Genomic DNA, 18,327 nt, shown 5'->3' with positions numbered 1-18,327 from the left:
TCAGCCCCTCAGGTAGGTCAGTACCGCGGACACGCGCCGGTCGAGTCCGTCGTCCAGCTGCAGCTTCGCGAAGATGTTGCCGACGTGCTTGCGGACCGCGGCCTCGCTGACCACCAGCTGCTCCGCGATCGACGCGTTCACCCGGCCCTCGGCCATCAGCGCGAGCACCTCCAGCTCCCGCGGCGTGAGCGCCGCCAGCGGCCCGTCGTTCCGGCGCCGGGCGAGCAACTGCCGCACCACCTCGGGATCAACCACGGTACCTCCGCCGGCGACCCGGTCCAGCGATTCCAGGAACTCCGCGACATGCCCGACCCGGTCCTTCAGCAGGTACCCGATCCCGCCGGTCGTCGTCTCCAGCAACGTCGACAGGTACGCGTCCGCGACGTACTGCGAGAGCACCAGGATCCCGATCGTGGGCAGCTCGGCCCGGATCGCGGCGGCCGCGCGCAGCCCCTCGTCGCTGTGTCCGGGCGGCATCCGTACGTCGGTGATCACCACGTCCGGCGGATCCTTGCGGACCACCGCGAGCAGCGTGTCCGCGTCGCCGACGCTGTCCCGGACGTCGTGCCCGGCGCGGTCGAGAATGCTCGCCAGCCCCTCCCGCAGCAGCAGCGAATCCTCCGCCAGCACGATCGTCAGTCGCCGAGTCGGCACGGGCACTCCATCCGCAGTCGGGTCGGCCCACCGTGTGGGCTGTCGACGTCGAGTGTGCCGCCCAACGCGTCCAGCCTCGTCACCAGGCCCGTCAACCCGGTCCCCGCACCAAGCCGTGCACCGCCGATTCCGTCGTCCTGCACGGTGATCACCAGCCGCCCGCGATCCACCCAGCCGGAGACCTCGCAGCTGGTCGCCCGGGCGTGCTTGGCGACGTTCGCGAGCGCCTCGCTGATCACGAAGTACGCCGCTGCCTCGATCGGCGCGGGCAGCCGGTCCGGGAGCGTGATGTTCAGCGTCACCGGCAGCGGCATCCGGTCGGCCACCTCCCGCGCGGCCGCCTGCATACCGTGGTCGACCAGCACCCGCGGATGGATCCCCCGGACCGCGGCCCGCAGATCCGCCAGCGCCGCTTCTGCCTCGGCATGCGCCTTCACCACCAGCCGTCGCCCTTCTCCCTCGGGCAGATCCAGCTCGGCCAGCCCGAGCGTCATCGTCAGCCCGACCAGCCGCTGCTGTACGCCGTCGTGCAGGTGCCGCTCGATCCGCGCGCGCTCGGTCTCGAACGCGTCCACCAGGTCCAGCCGGGACCGCCGCAGCTGGGCCAGGTTCCGCTGCAGTTCCTCCTGGCGCGGTCCGAGCATCGCCTTCGCCAGCGACGCCTCCGCGCCGGCCAGGACGCCGAGCAGGTACGAGCTGACGGCGTAGAACACCGGGCCGAACAGGACCGTGAACAGGAGCCCTTCCCAGAAGGAGTTCAGCTTCCACGACCACATCGCGACGTCCTCGCCGTCGCCCGCGAGGAACGGGGTCGCGAGGGTGATCCCGAGCACCATCGCGGAGATTCCGCCGATCAGCGCGCTCAGCGGCCAGACGAACACGCCGAACACGAACCCGTACCCGAGCGCCCGCATCGACGCCTGCTCCCGGCGTCGGAACGTCAGCCGCGCCCTAGGCGACAGCCCGGGCGGCAGCGCCGCGTGCGGGCTCGGGATCCCGTCGACCAGCATCAGCCCGGCCCGGCGCCGTTCGACGTACCCGATCGCCGCCCCGAGCAGCGGGAACGCCATCAGCATCAGCACGCCGACCAGGATCGGGCTCAGGACGGCACCCAGCCCGGCAATGCCGACCAGCACACCGATCGACAGCACGCCGAGCGGCACTGACGTCAGCAGGTACGCGTACGACCGCCACGGCCACGACGAGATCAGGTAGCGCGGCGACGCGAGCGCTGCCCACACCGTCTTCTCCACAGGTCAACCCTAGGTGGACGGCAGCCGGTTCAGCGGTAGCGCGTGCGCTACTCCAGGTCTCCCCCGCAGGCCAGCGCGCTGCGCGTCGTACGGCGGTTGGCTGGCAGCATGACCGCTACCGCGCCGACGTACCCGACCGTCGCACCGATCGCGCCGCCTGCCCTGCTGCTGGACGGCATCACGAAGACGTACCGCTCCAAGGCCGGAGCCGTCGACGCGCTGCGAGGCGTCACGTACCACTTCGCGCGCGGCTCGTTCACCGCCGTGATGGGGCCGAGCGGCTCCGGCAAGTCGACACTGCTGCAGTGCGCCGCGGGCCTCGACCAGCCGACCACCGGGAACGTTGTGCTGAACGGCGTCCCGTTGCGCGGACTCAACGAAGTACAGCTGACGAAGCTGCGCCGGTCGGAGATGGGGTTCGTGTTCCAGGCGTACAACCTGCTGCCGTCCTTGAGCGTGTACGACAACGTCGCGCTTCCCCTGCGTCTCACGGGCCGCCGCCCGGCGCGCAACGACGTACTGCGTGTCCTCGACCGGGTAGGGCTGGACGGGAAGGCCAAGCGGCGGCCGGCCGAACTGTCCGGCGGGCAGCAGCAGCGGGTGGCGATCGCCCGGGCGCTCATCACCCAGCCGTCGGTGTTCTTCGCCGACGAGCCGACCGGCGCCCTGGACAGCGGCACGAGCCGGCAGGTCCTCGGGCTGTTGCGCGAGGCAACCGACCGCGCCGGGCAGACCGTGGTGATGGTCACCCACGACCCGGTCGCGGCGGCCTACGCCGAGCGAGTCCTGTTCCTGAACGACGGTCTCCTCGCCGGGCATCTCGATCGCGCGACGCCGGCCCGGATCGCGGCCGCGATGAGCGAGCTGGAACGGTGATGTTCCAGCTCAGCCGGCAGACCGTCGGGCGGCATCGGTCGCTGTACGCCGGATCGTTCGTCGCACTCGCGGTCGGGGTGTTCATGCTCGGGCTGGCCGCGACCACGACGGCGGCCACCATCGCGTACCACCTGCCGGCTTCGGCGACGATCGGCGTCACGACGCTCGGTGAGCCCGCAACGCCCCCGCGTCATGTGCGGGTCGCGCTCGCCAATGCGGACGTGTCCGGGTTGCAGACGGTGCTGAGCATGGTCGGGGTGATCTGCGGGTTCATCACTGTCTTCGTGATCGCCAGCACGTTCGCCTTCGCGGTGGCCGCGCGGCGCCGGGAACTCGGCCTGCTGCGGCTGGTCGGGGCGACGCCGCGGCAGCTGCGCCGGATGATCATCGGCGAGGCGTCGGTGGTCGCCTTCGCCGCGTCGGTGACCGGGGCTCTCGGCGCACAACTGGCGACGCCTCTGCTGCTGCGCAAGGCGTCGTACACGTCGCTGGCACCCGTGAAACTCGAGCCGGCGTCACCCTGGGTGCCGCTCGCGATAGCGGTCGGGGCGGGCATGCTGGTGGCGCTGCTCGGCGCTCGCTCGGCGGCTCGCCGCGCCGGGAAGGTGGCGCCGATCGACGCGCTGCGGGAAGCCGCGCTGGAGCCGCCGCGGATCGGGCCGGTCCGGATCGGGTTCGGGCTGCTGTTCCTCGCCGGGGCGATCCTGATGCTGTCGCTGATCCGGCCGTCGTCCGGCGACGGCGCCGTACCGCTGGCGATGTTCACGCCGATGGTGATGGTGATCGCGCTCACGCTGCTCGCGCCGCTCGTCGTCCCCGTGGTCGGGAGGCTGTGGGCGGCGCCGCTGGTCGCTTGGACCCACGTGTCGGGCCGGTTGGCCCGCAGCAACGTGGTCGCCGCCCCGCGCCGCAGCGCATCCCTCGCCGCGCCGATGCTCGCGATCTCCGCGATCGCCGGCTCGATGGTGCTCAGCCTGAGCTTCGCGGCGGACAGTTCGGCGGCGGCGATCCGTGATGCCGTTCGCGCACCGATCGTGGTCACCGGAGCCGCGCCTGTTGCGGACCCAGGAGTGAGAGCCGTGGATGCCGGGCTGCCGACGCAGTTCGTGCGGATTGCGGTGGACGACGCGCAACTGGAGGACGTCGAGGGGATCGACCCGGCGATCGCCTCGCAGACCCGGGACCTCGGCGTACTCGACGGGGACCTGCGCCGGCTGACCGGCCTGACGGTTGCCGTCAGCAAGGAAACGGCGGGGCTCGAGCACTATCGGGTCGGCGACGAGATCCCGGTCGTGTTCGTCGACCGTACGCCGGCCAAGCTCCGGGTGGTGGCGATCGTGAAGGACGCGTTCGGCGTCAACCCGTCGTTCATGATCCCGCTGGACCTCGCCCGCGAGCACGCGCCGGACGCGAAGGTCGAGCGCAGCTTCGTCCTCCCCGCCGACGGCGTCGCGGCCGCCGACCTGGTGAAACAGCTGCCGCACGCCCAACTCGCAGCGGACTGGGAGGCCGGCCAAGCCTCGGGGCTCCGGAAAGGCAACCAGCTCGGCCTGGTCATGCTGCTCGGCCCGGCGGCCCTCTACAGCGCGATCGCGATCGCCAACACCCTCCTGATGAGCAGCCTGCAACGCCGGAACGAGTTCGTCACGGCCCGGCTCCTCGGCGCCACCGACCGGCAGCTGCAGCGGATGGTGCTCTGGGAATCGTCGCTGGTCGGCGCGGTCGCGCTCAGCCTGGGAGGCGCGATCACCCTCACGGTCGGCATCCTGATCCGCCACGCAATGACCTCCGGGCTGTCCGACGTACCGCTGACCATCCCGTGGGGCATCCTGCTGACCGTCGGCGGCCTCTGCCTGACACTGGCCGTGGCCTCCGCCCTCGCCCCGGCCGCCTACCTCCTACGCTCCGTTGCCGTCACTCACGGTCACGCGGCAGGGATTGTCCGGGGTGGGCGGTAGGGTCCGCTCTGGTCCCGGCTGTGCAGGTTCTGCGGGTCGCGGGCCGGAAATGGTGGTTCACCAGGGACAATGGGTACGGCGCCGGCCCGTCGCGGCGCCCGTACTACTTGATCGAGGAGTTCGTAGACCCGTATGGCACGCCGTACCAGCACCGCGGAACCCGAGGACTTCGAGGAGCACATCCTCGACATCGACGTCGCTGACGAGATGCGCACCAGCTACCTGGAGTACGCCTACTCGGTGATCTACTCCCGGGCCTTGCCGGACGCCCGCGACGGACTGAAACCGGTCCAGCGGCGGATCCTGTTCTCGATGGCGGAGAACAACATCCGCCCGGACCGCGGGCACGTGAAATGCGCTCGCGTCGTCGGTGAGGTCATGGGTAAGTACCACCCGCACGGCGACGGCGCGATCTACGACGCGCTGGTGCGGACCGGGCAGCACTGGTCGATGCGCGTTCCGCTGATCGATCCGCACGGCAACTTCGGCTCACTCGACGACGGCCCGGCCGCGATGCGGTACACCGAGTGCCGGATGGCGCCGCCGGCCGTGGCGATGACCGACGGGCTCAACGAGAACGTCGTCGACTTCAAGGCCAACTACGACGGCCAGGAGGAGGAACCGGCGGTCCTGCCGGCCGCCTTCCCGAACCTGCTGGTCAACGGCGCCGCCGGTATCGCGGTCGGTATGGCCACCAACATGGCCCCGCACAACCTGGTCGAGGTGATCCAGGCGCTGCGGCACCTGATCAAGAAGCCCGACGCGGACCTCGACGACCTGATGCGGTTCGTCCCGGGCCCGGACCTGCCGACCGGCGGCAAGATCGTCGGCCTGGACGGCATCAAGGACGCGTACGCGACCGGCCGCGGCAGCTTCAAGATGCGCGCCACCGCCCGGATCGAGAACGTCACCCCGCGCCGCAAGGGCATCGTGGTGACCGAGCTGCCGTACTCGGTCGGCCCGGAGAAGGTGATCGAGAAGATCAAGACCCTGGTGCAGAGCAAGAAGCTCCAGGGCATCGCGGACGTCAAAGACCTGACCGACCGGACGCACGGCACTCAGCTGGTCATCGAGGTGAAGAACGGGTTCGTCCCGGAGGCGCTGCTCGAGCAGCTCTACAAGCTCACCCCGCTCGAGGACGCGTTCCACGTCAACAACGTCTGCCTGGTCGAGGGCCAGCCGCGGACGCTCGGCCTGAAGCAGCTCCTCGAGGTGTACCTCGACCACCGGTACGACGTGGTCCGCCGGCGCAGCGAGTTCCGCCGGAAGAAGGCACAGGACCGGCTGCACATCGTCGACGGCCTGCTGATCGCGATCCTGGACATCGACGAGGTCATCCAGGTGATCCGGAGCAGCGACGACTCGGCCGCGGCGCGGGCCCGGCTGATCGAGATCTACGACCTGTCCGAGGTCCAGGCGAACTACATCCTGGACATGCCGCTGCGCCGGCTGACGAAGTTCTCGAAGCTCGAACTGGAGAGCGAGAAGGGCGAGCTGGAGCGCGAGATCGAGGCGCTGACCGCGATCATCGACGACCCGGCGCTGCTCCGCAAGACGGTCTCCGACGAGCTCGCCGAGGTCGCGAAGACGTACGGAACGCCGCGCCGCACGGTGCTGCTGGAGTCGTCGGGCGCGACCAAGACGGCCGCCGTACCGCTCGAGGTCAGCGACGACCCGTGCTGGATCCTGATGAGCTCCACCGGGCTGCTGGCGCGGATCGACGGCGTCGAGCCGTTCGGTCCCACCGAGTCGCGGGCCAAGCACGACGCGATCGTGTCGGTGATCAAGAGCACCGCCCGCGGGCAGTACGGGCTGATCACGAGCGCGGGCCGGCTGATCCGGCTGGAGTCGCTCGACCTGCCCGCCGTACCGAACACCGCCAACGCGCCGAACCTGCAGGGTGGCGCCCCGGTCGCCGAGTTCGTGTCGCTGGAGCCGGGTGAGAAGGCGCTCGCGCTGACCACGATGGACCCGGAGTCGGTCGGTGTCGCCCTCGGTACGACGGGCGGCGTGGTGAAGCGCGTCGTGCCGGACCACCTGAGCAACCGCGACTCGTGGGAGATCGTCAGCCTGAAGGACGGCGACGAGGTGATCGGCGCGGTCGAGCTGGCCACCGGCGACGAGGAGCTGTGCTTCATCACGTCCGACGCGCAACTGTTGCACTTCCCGGCCTCCGCCGTGCGGCCGCAGGGCCGGACCGCGGGCGGTATGGCCGGTGTCCGGCTGGCCGCCAAGGCGAAGGTGGTCTTCTTCGGCGCCGTGGACACCGCGCGTGACGCCCAGGTCGTCACGATCGCGGGTTCGTCGTCGGCGCTGCCGGGGACCGAGGTCGGCGCGGTGAAGGTGACGCCGTTCAGCGAGTACCCGGGCAAGGGCCGCGGGACCGGCGGTGTCCGCTGCCAGCGGCTGCTCAAGGGTGAGGACGGGCTGCTGCTCGGGTACGTCGGGGTCGCGCCGGTGAAGGCCAGCGCGAACAGCGGCGCACCGGTCGAGCTGCCGCCCGTCGACATGCGGCGCGACGGCTCCGGCATCCCGGTGGCGCAGCCGATCGCTGCGTGCGCTTCCGATCTGGCAGGCTGACGTCCGTGAAGAGAGTCCTCGCGCTGTGCGCCGTCATCGCCCTTGCGCTCACCGGCTGCAGTGGGAAGAAGGACACCGGTAGCGGAAGCAGCGGCGGCGGTGACGACGCGGTCGCGCTGCTGACCGGCGCGAAGAAGCAGATCGACGACGCGGCCAGCGTGCACCTCGTGCTGGCCGGGCGAGACCTGCCCGCCGACGGGCAGGCGCTGGTCAGCGGTGACGGGGTCGCCACGCACGCGCCGGCGTTCAAGGGCAAGCTGACCGTCCGGACGAACGGCTCGAACCTCGACGCCGAGGTGGTCGCGGTCGGCAGCAAGGTGTACGCGAAGGTGTCGTTCGCTCCGGCCTTCATCGAGCTGTCGCCGAGCCAGCTGGCCGGGCTCGGCGCACCCGACCCGGCCGTGCTGCTCGATCCGGCGAAGGGCCTGACTTCCGTCCTGCCGACGCTGAAGGACCCCAAGGTGAAGGGCCAGACGCGGGACGGCTCGAAGGTGCTGACCGAGGTCACCGGATCCGTCGCGGGCAAGTCGCTGCAGGGCATCTTCCCGAAGGCGCCCGCGGACCAGGACTTCCCGAGCACGTTCAAGATCGACAAGTCCTCGCAGCAGCTGGTCTCGGCGACCATCACCGGGCCGTTCTACACCGGCGCGACCAGCAGCTACGACGTCACGTTGGACAAGTACGGCGAGAAGGTCGAGATCACCGCACCGTGACGCCGGGGGCTGAAGGGATGCCTGTCGCTGTCCGGCCCCGCACCCAGCTGACGCTGGCGTCCGTCGCGGTCGCGTTCGCCGCGGCAGACACCTACGTCGTCGTGCTCGCGCTGCCGGACATGATGTCCGGGGTCGGGCTGTCCGCCGACGAGCTGCAGCGGGCCGCGCCGATCATCTCGGGGTTCCTGCTCGGGTACATCGCCGTCCTGCCGTTGATCGGCCGGATCGCGGACGTCGTCGGGCGCACGCCGGTGCTCGTCGGGGCGCTGCTGCTGTTCGCGGTCGGGTCGCTGGTGACGGCCGGCGCCTACGACCTGCCTCTGGTGGTAACCGGTCGGTTTCTCCAAGGGGTCGGTGGTGGCGGGCTGGTGCCGGCCACGTTGGCGTTGGTGGCCGACCTGTGGCCTGCCGAACGGCGCGGGCTGCCGTTGGGCGTGGTCGGCGCGGTCCAGGAGCTGGGATCGGTCCTCGGCCCGCTCCTCGGCGCCGCCGTACTCGCGGTCGCCGACTGGCGGTACATCTTCTGGCTCAATCTCGCCGTCGCGGTCGTACTCGCCCTGCTGCTCCGCGGATGGCGCCGGCCTCCCCCGTCGGCCGTTGTCGGGGTGCTCGCCTGCGTCGCGCTCGGGCTCACGCTGACGGCACCGCAGGCGCTGGCGTCGGGTGTCACGCTCGGGCTGCCTTTCGTGCCTTTCACGGGTACGTCGCGGTTGTTGACGCCGATCGGTGTCGTCACGCTCGTCCTCGGGTTGCTGTGGCTGGCGCTGGTGCTGCGCCGCGCTCGTCTGACCGTCCTGTCGAAGGTCGACCTCGTCGGAGCCCTGCTGCTGGCGCTGGCGCTGGCGGGAGTTGTGCTTGCTTTCGCGACAGCCGATCCCGAGAAGCAGTTGATGTCGCCGGCCGGGCCGTGGCTGCTCGTCGCGGCCGCGGTCTTCGCGGTGGCGTTCGCGTTCTGGCAGCGGCGTACGTCGGCGGCGATCGTGCCGCGCGGTCTGCTCGGTGCACGGGCGGCGTGGGGTTCGTTGGTGGTCAGTTTCCTGATCGGTTGTGCATTGATCGCCGCGCTGGTCGACGTACCGGTGTTCGCGCGCGCGACGCAGGGCGGCGGTCAGTTGGCGGCGGCGCTGGTGTTGCTGCGGTTCCTGATCGCGCTGCCGGTCGGTGCGGTCGCCGGCGGGTGGCTGACGCGGCGGTGCGGACTCGGGCTGATCACCGGCGCCGGGCTCGGCGTGTCCGGGGCGATGTTCACGGTGATGGCGTTCTGGAGCCGTACGGCGCTCGATCACTGGCCGGCGACCGTCGTACTGCTGGTGTGCGGGTTCGGGTTCGGGCTCGCGTTGTCGCCGGTCAACACCGCGATGCTCGGTGCGACACCGGGCGACAGCCACGGGCTGGTGAGCGCGCTCGTGGTCGTCGCGCGGATGGTCGGGATGCTGGTCGGCGTCTCCGCGCTCACCGCGATCGGTCTGCGCCGGTACTACTCGATTGCCGACGGCATCAAATCGCCGAACGAGCTCTGCCCGTCCTCCCCCGCCCGCTGCCGTCCGTACGTCGACGCACTCCTGGACGCGGCCGTTTCACAAGTTCACGCGATCTTCGCCGGGGCCGCGGTCTGCGCGTTCCTGGCGGCGATCGCCGGCGTCCTGGCGCTCGGGCGACGTGGCGCTGAACACACCTGACGCACACATGATGATCATCATGAGGGACAGCCGTCTCGAGTCGCGTACCGTGTGATCCTGTGAGCCCCGCACCTGCCTCCGGCCTGTGCTCGACGTTCTGTCGGGCGCTGCGGGAGCCGTTGGCCGGTACGGCGGTCGTCGCGGCCGGCTGGGTCGTCGTCGAGCAGCCTGGCCCGTGGGGTGCGAAGGCGCCGACGCAGAGTCACCTCGACCCGGCTTTCGGCGGATCGTTCGACGACCGGTGCAAGAAGGTCGACGTACGGTTCGGACTGATCCGCTCCCCCGGCCGGCACGCTGACGCCGTCGAGCGTTCGCACCAGGTGTTCGTCGCGTCGACCAGGCCCGGCCGTAGCTGGCTGCTCGGTGGCCGGGTCGCGGATCCCGCCGACCTGAACACGCTCGATCTCGCCGCGGTGGCCCGCGGCGACCGTACGGCGGTGGCCGCGTCGCTGCCCGGCCTGACGATTGTCGACAATCCGATTGTGCTCGTGTGTACGAACGGCAAGCGCGACGAGTGCTGCGCCCTCCTCGGGCGGCCCCTCGTGTCCGGGCTTGCCGAGCGGGTACCGGGCCGCGTGTGGGAAGCCAACCATCTCGGCGGTCACCGGTTCGCGCCGACCGCGACGTACCTGCCGGCCGGGACCATGCACGGGCACCTGACCGTCGACACGGCGGTCGAGGTGCTCGACGCCGCCGACCGCGGCCAGACCGTGCTGACCGGGCTGCGCGGCCGGTCCACCTGGACCAAGCGCGGTCAGGCGGCCGAGGCCGCCGTACGCGAACTCACCGGAGAGCTCGCGCTCGATGCGTTGCAGGTGGTCGGCGAGGTTGCCGACACCGTGACTGTCCAGCATGCCGACGGCCGATCGTGGATCGTGCCGGTCACCAGTGCACCAGCAGATCCGCCTCGCCCGGACTCCTGCGGAAAGGAACCGTTCGCCATGTCGATCCTGCAAGCCGGTACCCCAGTGCCCGGAGCCCCGCGATGACCGGGGGCTTCGACGACCTGCTCGCGGCCAACGCGGAGTACGCCGCCGACTTCCACTACAGCGGATTCGACGGCATCGCCCACGCCGGCATCGGCGTCGTCACCTGCATGGACTCGCGCATCCCGCCGCTGGAGATGCTCGGCCTGAAGGCCGGCGACGCGAAGGTCCTGCGCTCCGCCGGCGGCCGCGTCACCGAGATGACGATGACCGGCCTGGTCCTCGGCGTCCAGCTCCTCGGCGTCCGCCGCATCATGATCATCCCGCACACCCGCTGCGCGATGGCCGCGATGTCCGAGGACGCACTCCGCGCCAAGGTGGAACTCGCCGCCGGTAAACCGGCCGGCTACCTCCCCATCTCGGTCATCCCCGACCAGCACGAAGCACTCCGCCGCGACGTCGCCGCCGTCCGCGAACACCCCCTGATCGGCGACGACATCCTCGTCGGCGGCTTCATGTACGACGTCGACACCGGCAAACTCACCCAGATCGACTGACCCACCCGAGCCGATAGCCTTGGCCGGCTGCGGCTTCACCCGACCCTGTGACAAGGCGGCGCCGCGGCCTGGGGGCCGTCTTGAAGGGGTGAGGGCGCTGCGGCGGTGGGGGGAGATTGCGCTGCTGGTTGCGGGCGGGGTTGGCCTGCTCGTGTTCGGCTACTGCGAGCTCGGGTTCAACGGCGCGTTACCGCAGGTCGATCCCCGCCGTCACGGGCTGGGTACACAGGCAGGTTCGGGGCTGGACAGGGTGTGGGCGGTCCTGCTCCTGACCACGACCGCGACGGTCGTCCTGGTCGCGGGGCTGCCGACCGGCAGAGGTCGGTGGAGCCGCGGCTCGATGGCTGCCGCGATCGCTCAGGGCATCGGCGGTGCGGTCGTCGCCGGCTGGACCCTTGTCGTCGCGGAGTTCAGCGCCGCCGCGTACTTCACCGGCACCGACGATGCCTGTACCTACCCCGACTGCTGGCCGGTCGACCAGCAGAAGTGGTGCTTCGTCGTACCGGGTGTGCTCACCGGGGTCGTGATGATCGTGATGGCGTTGCTTGTGAACCGGGTCCCGTGGATCGTCCGGTCTCTCGTTCCGGCGGCCGTCTGGGTCGCCGGGCTGCTGCTTCAGTACTGGATCTGGACCACTTACCTGCTGCCCGTGTTCGAAAGCCCACCCGGATGACGGGCGTCTGGGTGCGAAATCTGATAGACACCCCCTTATGAGACTCCGCCCCAGCTCATTTCATCGTTCGTTGGTTGCCGGCGCGTTGGCGTTGACGGCTGTGCTGTCCGGTGCACCTGTCGCTCATGCGGTGCCGGATGCGGCGCCCGTGTTCCGGGGTGGGCCGGTTACCGGGTGTCTGGATCACTCGGTGGTCGGGACGGTCGAGGAGCAGCGACTCGGCCGTCTGCCGGCGGAGATCCTGCGGCGGTCGGGGTTCGACCGGCAGGTGGCAGCGTTCGGACAACTGCTGTGCCGAGTGCCCGATCGCCGGGCGGCCGGAGTGCTGGTGCGTACGCAGGGCGAGGCTCTGTGGCGGGCGGCGACGTACCGGGCGCAGCATGCGCCGACCGACGCCGACGCACTCCCGGCGACCGACGACCGGGGGCTGTACTGGGCACGGATCTCCATGGCGCTGGCACTCCGCCAGTGGCGGCCCGACTTCGGCATCGGTACGGCGGAACGCGCCGAGCTGATGCGCTCCTTCGAGTACGCCTCCCGAGGTATCACCAGCAGCCGCTTCGCCCCGGGCGTGAAGAAGATCCTCGTCACCGGGTTCGACCCGTTCACGTTGGACGCGGACATCCGGATCGGCAACCCGTCCGGGGCGAACGCGCTCACGCTCGACGGTCAGCGCTGGAAGATCGACGGCACGACGTACGAGATCCAGACCGTGGTCTTCCCGGTGCGCTACCTGGACTTCGACCAGAACATGGTCGAGAACGCCCTGGCTCCGCACTACCGCCCGGGACCGCAGCGGGCGGACCTGGTGATGACCGCGAGCCAGGGCCGGGTCGGGATCTTCGACCTGGAGGTGTTCAACGGGAGGCGGCGTTCGGTCAGTTCGATCGGCGACAACAACAACGTCTGGGGCGGCGGCACGATCAGCGCGCCGGTCGTCTCCCCCAGCATGCCGCCCGGCCCGGAGTGGATCACGTCCAGCCTGCCGCTGGCACGGATGGCGCAGGCCGACGTCGGGCCGTTCCGGACCCGCGTGAACACGTCCGTCCTGGAGATCCCGGCCGGCGGGACCACGCCGGTACGGCGGTCCGACGGCCCCACCGCCGGATCAATCGCGTCCGAGGGCACGGGTGGCGGCTACCTGTCGAATGAAGTTGCCTACCGCAACACTCTGCAGCGCGACCTGCTGGACCCGTCGATGCCGGCCGGGCACCTGCACGTCCCGGTACTGACCTTCGACCTGGCGAACAAGACCGCGATCACGGACCCGACGTACGAGGCCAACCGGGAGGCGATCGTCGCGGGCGCACACGCGGTCCTCAGAGCCGCGCTCTGAATGACCAGAATCCTGATCAGCTGATCAGGATTCTGATCACAGCTTCTGGCCGAGCTGCTCGCGAAAATGTCGACTCTTCGACATTCAGCTCAGGCCGGATGACTACTGAAGTGATCACCGTGCGGTGCAGCGGTGGTCAGTATTGTGTTCATCCAGGATGATCTCGAAGGCTTCGAGCACCGAGTCGACCTGGTGGTCGGCGGCAGGCGTGCCGGTCCCGTTGTGCGTGCCGACGCGGATCGTCCCCAACCCGGCGGCGATCCCGCCGGCGATGTCGTACGCCGGGTGATCGCCGACCATCCAGCCGCCCTCCAGCGTCGCACCGGTCCGCTCGGCGGTCAGCTCGAAGATCCGCGGATCAGGCTTCCGTACGCCGACAGCGCCCGAGACGCACGCATAGTCGACGGCCTTGACGAGCTGCGTGTACTCCAGCTTCAGGTCCTGCTGCGCCGGATCCCCGTTCGTCACCACAGCCACCCGCCACCCGGCCGCCCGCAGCGAACCCAACCCGTCCAGGACAGCCGACCGCACCCACGTGAACAACGGATGCTCCTCGTTGTACGCCGCGATCAGCTCGTCCACCGATGCCGCGATCCCGAACACGTCCCGAGCCATCCCGAACAGCTCTTCCCGCGGTCGGAACCCACCGTTGTCATGAGCAACAAACCACTCGAGGGCGCTCTCGTCCAGCTCGTGGATCTCCACCCACCAACGAGCCCATCGCAGAAACGCCCCGTTCCGGTCGATCAACGTGTTGTCGAGATCGAAACAGGCCAGGCGAGGTCTCACGTCAGACGTCGATGCGGTTCTCGTCGAGCTCGTAGGCGCCCTGGACCAGGAACTCCTTGCGGGGAGCGACGTCGTTGCCCATCAGCAGGTCGAAGACCCGGGAGGCGGCCTCGACGTCGTCGACGGTGATCCGGCGCAGCGTACGGTGCCGCGGGTCCATGGTGGTTTCGGCCAGCTGATCGGCGTCCATCTCACCGAGACCCTTGTAGCGCTGCGGGGGCTCCTTCCAGCGGACGCCCTTCTTCATCAGCTCGGCGGTCTTCCGCTGGTACTCCGCGTCGCTGTAGGTGTACAGGTACTTCTCCTGCCCCTTCTTCGGGTTCGTCAGCTCGAAGCGGTGCAGCGGCGGAACGGCGGTGTAGACCCGGCCGGCCTCCACCATCGGGCGCATGTAGCGGAAGAACAGCGTCGCCAGCAGTGTGCGGATGTGCGCGCCGTCGGAGTCGGCGTCGGCCATGAAGATGATCTTCCCGTACCGCGCCTGCTCGAGGTCGAAGGTCCGCCCGGAGCCGGCGCCGACGACCTGGATGATCGACGCGCACTCGACGTTCTTCAGCATGTCGCCGACGGACGCCTTCTGCACGTTCAGGATCTTGCCGCGGATCGGCAGCAGCGCCTGGAACTCCGAGCTCCGCGCGAGCTTCGCCGTACCGAGCGCCGAATCACCCTCGACGATGAACAGCTCGGACCGGTCGACGTCGTTGCTGCGGCAGTCCGCGAGCTTCGCCGGCAGTGCGGACGACTCCAGCGCGGTCTTCCGGCGCTGCAGTTCGCGGTGCTGGCGGGCCGCGACCCGGGTCCGGGACGCGGCGACGACCTTCTCCAGCACGGCCCGCGCCTGCGCCTTGAACTCGCGCTTGGTCGAGGTGAGGAACGACTCCAGCTCGGACTGCACGACCTTCGCGACGATCCGCGACGCGGCCGGCGTCCCGAGCACCTCCTTCGTCTGGCCGTCGAACTGCGGCTCGGCCAGCCGGACCGTGACCACCGCGGTGAGACCTTCGAGGACGTCGTCCTTGATGATCTCCTCGCCGCTCTTCAGCAGCCGGGTGCCGTCGAGCGCGTTCGTGAAGCTCTTCGACAGCGCGCGCTCGAAGCCGGCCACATGCGTGCCGCCCTTCGGCGTCGCGACGATGTTCACGAACGACCGCAGCTCGGTCTCGTACCCGTCGCCCCAGCGCACCGCGATGTCGACGTCCAGGTCCCGCTCGACATCGGTCGGCGTCATGTGGCCGGCTTCGTCCAGCATCGGCACGGTCTCGGTGAAGTGCCCGGTCCCGGCCAGCCGGATCACCTCGGTGACCTTCTGGTCGGTGGCCAGGAACTCGCAGAACTCGCTGATCCCGCCGTCGTGCTTGAAGGTCTCCTCGGTGACCTCCTCGCCGCGCTCGTCGCGGATCACCAGCTCGAGCCCGGGCACCAGGAACGACGTCTGCCGCGCCCGGGTGACCAGCTCGTCGTAGTTGAAGGTCGCGTCCTTGGTGAAGATCTGCCGGTCCGCCCAGTACCGGATCCGGGTGCCGGTCACCCCGCGCTTCGCCCGGCCCGCCTTGCGCAGGCCCTTCGCCGGCGTGAACCCGGCACTGGCGCCCTCGCCGTCGAACTCGCCGGCGACACCGCGCCGGAACGAAGTGGTCCAGACCGTCCCGCCGCGGTCGACCTCGACGTCGAGCCGCGCGGACAGCGCGTTCACCACCGACGCGCCGACGCCGTGCAGACCGCCGGAGGCGTTGTACGACCCGCCGCCGAACTTGCCGCCCGCGTGCAGCTTGGTGAAGACGACCTCGACACCGGTCATCTTGGTCTTCGGCTCGATGTCGACCGGGATGCCGCGGGCGCGGTCCTTCACCTCGACCGAGCCGTCCTTGTGGAGCACGACGTCGATCCGCTCGCCGTGCCCGGCCAGGGCCTCGTCGACGGCGTTGTCGATGATCTCCCACAGGCAGTGCATCAGGCCGCGGCTGTCAGTCGACCCGATGTACATCCCGGGCCGCTTCCGGACCGCCTCGAGTCCTTCGAGGACGAGCAGGTTGCGGGCGTTGTACGTCGGGTCGATCTCGGTACTGCGAGGCGTCGGGGCGGCCACAGGGCTCCTTCACTGGTTCACGCACTTACTCAGGTCAGCTTATGCGGCCGCACCCCCAAAACCGTGCAGGCACGGGCCGCAGCGGACATGCCGACGGGTACCGGAGATACATGTCGCGGCAGGTATCGATCCGGACTCGATTCGAAGTGGTGTACGACACTCCGAATCCGAGCAGACGGTGACGGTTCCATGGCGCACAGTGAGAGTAGAAGCACCCCGCCTCCGTGACTCACCAGAATTCCGCCGTACCACGAAACGATTCCTTGTCAGCAAACGTCATAGGGGAACAGGTGGTTCGTCTCACATACGGACACGTTGTCCCCACCGGGAAGCGATCCGCGTGTCAGGATGTTGCTATCTGGTGAGTACGGAACTAGATGAGATGAGGCCTCAATGACTACAGCACTCGCCCCGAGTTCGGCCCTGTCGGCCGCGGATCGTTGTGACCGCTGCGGTGCGCAGGCCTACGTCCGAGTCACCCTGACCAGCGGTGGGGAGCTGCTCTTCTGCGCCCACCACGGCCGGGAGCACTCGGAGAAACTGCGCGACATCGCGATCACGATCCACGACGAGACCGGTCGGCTCGAAGCCACCCCGACGATCGCGGTGGACGACGAGCGGTAACCACAAGCAGTTTCCAAACGCGCCAACGACGGCGCCAAAGTCATGAAGGCTTCGATGGCGGTTCATCCCGACGGGTGACCGCCATCCTTTCTGTTCACACCACGGGTACGCCGGGCGCGGGTCCGTGCCGGCGCAGCTCCTGCCAGGCACGTGCCAGCCGGGCGACCGCATCGTCGAGTACTTGCTCCGAGTAGGCGAACGGCACCCGTAAGTAGTCGTCGTGGTCGCCGGTCGGATCCATCGCCTGCCCGGCCACCACCTCGACACCGTGCCGCAACGCGACCTGGGCGAACACGCGCGCGTCGGTGCCGGGAAGCCGGATCCACAGCGCGGATCCGCCGACCGGTACAGACCATTCCCACTCCGGCAGTCGTTCGGTCAGCAACTCCCCCATCAGCTTCTTCCGTACCGTCGCCACCCGCGCCCGGGCGGCCGTCAGCTCACCGAGCCGCGGCAGCAGCCGCGCCGTCAGCGCCTGGTCGATCACCGGGCTGCCGAGATCGGCGAGCGCCTTGTGCCGCGCCAGCCGTTCCGCCAACGGGCGCGACGCCCTGATCCAGCCGATCCGCAGCCCGCCCCACACCGCCTTCGACACCGAGCCGATCGTGAGCACCTCCGCGTCCTCCGGCGCGTACGCCGCCAGCGGGGGCGGAATCTCCGGCCCGGACGGATCCCACGCCGAGTACGCGTTGTCCTCGACCACGACGACGCCGTGCCGTGCGGCCAGCTCCGCCACCTGCCGCCGGCGCGCGGCCGACATCAACCGGCCGGTCGGGTTGTGGAAGGTCGGCATTACGAACAGCATCGCCGGCTGGTGCTCCGCGAACGCCGCGTCGAGCAGATCCGGCCGGATGCCCGCGTCGTCCAGCGGTACGCCGACCACCCGCCCGCCGGCCGCGCCGAACAGGTCGAAGCACCCCGGCCAGCTCGGCTGCTCGATCGCGACCGCGGCGCCGTTCCGCAAGTACATCTGCGTGACCAGTGCGATCGCCTGGTGCGCGCCGGTCGTCACGACGATCTCGTCCGCGGACGTCGGCAGCCCGGACCCGGTGAAGTGCTCGGCGATCCGCTCCCGCAGCACCGGCAGGCCGCGCGGGTGGTAACCGACGTGGCCGAGCAGCTCCGGCAGCTCCGTCGACGCCAGCTCGACCAGCTCCGACGAGAGCTCGGGCAGCCCGGGATCCACGGCGTACGTCAGCGAGATCACCTCGCCCGGGCCGACCGTGATCCGGTGGAACAGCGACTCGCCGGACCCGGACGGCATCCGCTTGTCCGCTCGTGAACGCCCGCGGCCGGCGGCGCGCGCGACCGTCGTGCCGCTGCCGCGGCGGCTCTCCACCAGGCCGCGGGCGCGGAGCTCGTCGTACGCCGCGACGACCGTCGAGCGGCTGACCGCGAGAGCCTCGGCGAGGCGGCGTTCGGCGGGGAGCCGGGCGCCGACCGGAAGCTCGGCGGCGCCGATCAACGCGGCGAGCTCGTCGGCCAGCCGCCGGTACAGGCCGCCGCTACGGCCGGTCAGCCGGTGCCCGATCAGATCGGCCAGCGCCGCTGCGTCACCAGAACGGTCCACTTCTCCTCTTATTGGCTCGGGTGGACTGCTTGTCGGGCGGCCAGGCTAGTACA

General features: G+C 69.9%; 15 protein-coding genes. 10 read left to right on the top strand and 5 right to left on the bottom strand.

The window, feature by feature from the left end:
• Both AB0M51_RS23005 and AB0M51_RS23000 read right to left on the bottom strand, forming a co-directional pair.
• The gene (locus tag AB0M51_RS23005; protein ID WP_344195605.1) at nucleotides 1-654 is read right to left on the bottom strand and encodes a response regulator transcription factor; all 654 of its coding nucleotides are present in this window, start codon (nucleotides 652-654) and stop codon (nucleotides 1-3) included.
• Nucleotides 636-1,907, bottom strand: coding sequence for a sensor domain-containing protein (locus tag AB0M51_RS23000; protein ID WP_363750302.1), 1,272 nt, complete (start codon nucleotides 1,905-1,907; stop codon nucleotides 636-638). Before AB0M51_RS23000 ends, AB0M51_RS23005 begins: the two co-directional genes overlap by 19 nt.
• 108 nt (nucleotides 1,908-2,015) lie before the next feature.
• On the opposite strand from AB0M51_RS23000, the gene AB0M51_RS22995 reads away from it, so the two are divergent.
• The 9 genes from AB0M51_RS22995 to AB0M51_RS22955 all read left to right on the top strand — a co-directional run bounded on the left by AB0M51_RS22995 (nucleotide 2,016) and on the right by AB0M51_RS22955 (nucleotide 13,205).
• A complete protein-coding gene (locus AB0M51_RS22995; RefSeq protein ID WP_344195609.1) occupies nucleotides 2,016-2,783 on the top strand; it encodes an ABC transporter ATP-binding protein in 768 nt (255 codons plus the stop codon).
• Nucleotides 2,783-4,741, top strand: a complete 1,959-nt coding sequence (locus AB0M51_RS22990; protein WP_344195611.1) for an FtsX-like permease family protein — start codon at nucleotides 2,783-2,785, stop codon at nucleotides 4,739-4,741. Before AB0M51_RS22995 ends, AB0M51_RS22990 begins: the two co-directional genes overlap by 1 nt.
• Nucleotides 4,742-4,873: 132 nt before the next feature.
• Nucleotides 4,874-7,321, top strand: a complete 2,448-nt coding sequence (locus tag AB0M51_RS22985) for a DNA topoisomerase IV subunit A (RefSeq protein WP_344195613.1) — start codon at nucleotides 4,874-4,876, stop codon at nucleotides 7,319-7,321.
• A 5-nt stretch (nucleotides 7,322-7,326) separates the two neighbouring features.
• Complete coding sequence (locus AB0M51_RS22980; protein ID WP_344195615.1) at nucleotides 7,327-8,034, top strand: LppX_LprAFG lipoprotein; 708 nt, start codon at nucleotides 7,327-7,329, stop codon at nucleotides 8,032-8,034.
• 17 nt (nucleotides 8,035-8,051) lie between these two features.
• Entirely contained in the window at nucleotides 8,052-9,713 is a 1,662-nt protein-coding gene (locus AB0M51_RS22975) for an MFS transporter (RefSeq protein ID WP_344195617.1), read from the top strand.
• A gap of 59 nt (nucleotides 9,714-9,772) precedes the next feature.
• A complete protein-coding gene (locus tag AB0M51_RS22970) occupies nucleotides 9,773-10,702 on the top strand; it encodes a sucrase ferredoxin (protein WP_363750298.1) in 930 nt (309 codons plus the stop codon).
• Nucleotides 10,699-11,196, top strand: coding sequence for a carbonic anhydrase (locus tag AB0M51_RS22965; protein ID WP_344195621.1), 498 nt, complete (start codon nucleotides 10,699-10,701; stop codon nucleotides 11,194-11,196). The genes AB0M51_RS22970 and AB0M51_RS22965 overlap by 4 nt, the downstream gene beginning before the upstream one ends.
• Nucleotides 11,197-11,284: 88 nt before the next feature.
• Complete coding sequence (locus tag AB0M51_RS22960; protein WP_363750296.1) at nucleotides 11,285-11,869, top strand: hypothetical protein; 585 nt, start codon at nucleotides 11,285-11,287, stop codon at nucleotides 11,867-11,869.
• A gap of 190 nt (nucleotides 11,870-12,059) precedes the next feature.
• Nucleotides 12,060-13,205, top strand: a complete 1,146-nt coding sequence (locus AB0M51_RS22955; RefSeq protein ID WP_363750294.1) for a hypothetical protein — start codon at nucleotides 12,060-12,062, stop codon at nucleotides 13,203-13,205.
• A 114-nt stretch (nucleotides 13,206-13,319) separates the two neighbouring features.
• Here AB0M51_RS22955 and AB0M51_RS22950 read toward each other — a convergent pair whose 3' ends face one another.
• Together AB0M51_RS22950 and AB0M51_RS22945 are read right to left on the bottom strand one after the other, a co-directional pair.
• On the bottom strand, nucleotides 13,320-13,994 hold the full coding sequence (locus AB0M51_RS22950; protein ID WP_363750292.1) for an HAD family hydrolase: 675 nt from the start codon (nucleotides 13,992-13,994) through the stop codon (nucleotides 13,320-13,322).
• 1 nt (nucleotide 13,995) lies between these two features.
• Nucleotides 13,996-16,080: a DNA topoisomerase IV subunit B gene (locus AB0M51_RS22945; protein WP_344195629.1), complete on the bottom strand. Its 2,085-nt coding sequence runs from the start codon at nucleotides 16,078-16,080 to the stop codon at nucleotides 13,996-13,998.
• Nucleotides 16,081-16,473: 393 nt separating this feature from the next.
• Between AB0M51_RS22945 and AB0M51_RS22940 the strand changes: the two genes are divergently transcribed.
• Complete coding sequence (locus AB0M51_RS22940; protein ID WP_344195631.1) at nucleotides 16,474-16,704, top strand: hypothetical protein; 231 nt, start codon at nucleotides 16,474-16,476, stop codon at nucleotides 16,702-16,704.
• A gap of 94 nt (nucleotides 16,705-16,798) precedes the next feature.
• Here the strand turns inward: AB0M51_RS22940 and AB0M51_RS22935 are convergent, their stop codons facing one another.
• The gene (locus AB0M51_RS22935) at nucleotides 16,799-18,274 is read right to left on the bottom strand and encodes a PLP-dependent aminotransferase family protein (RefSeq protein WP_363750289.1); all 1,476 of its coding nucleotides are present in this window, start codon (nucleotides 18,272-18,274) and stop codon (nucleotides 16,799-16,801) included.
• Nucleotides 18,275-18,327 lie beyond the last annotated feature (53 nt).

The organism is Kribbella sp. NPDC051137 (assembly GCF_040682535.1).
GTDB classification, from domain to species: domain Bacteria; phylum Actinomycetota; class Actinomycetes; order Propionibacteriales; family Kribbellaceae; genus Kribbella; species Kribbella karoonensis.
The sequence above is the reverse complement of the archived record's forward strand: the minus strand, read 5'-3'. Positions and strand labels throughout refer to the sequence as shown.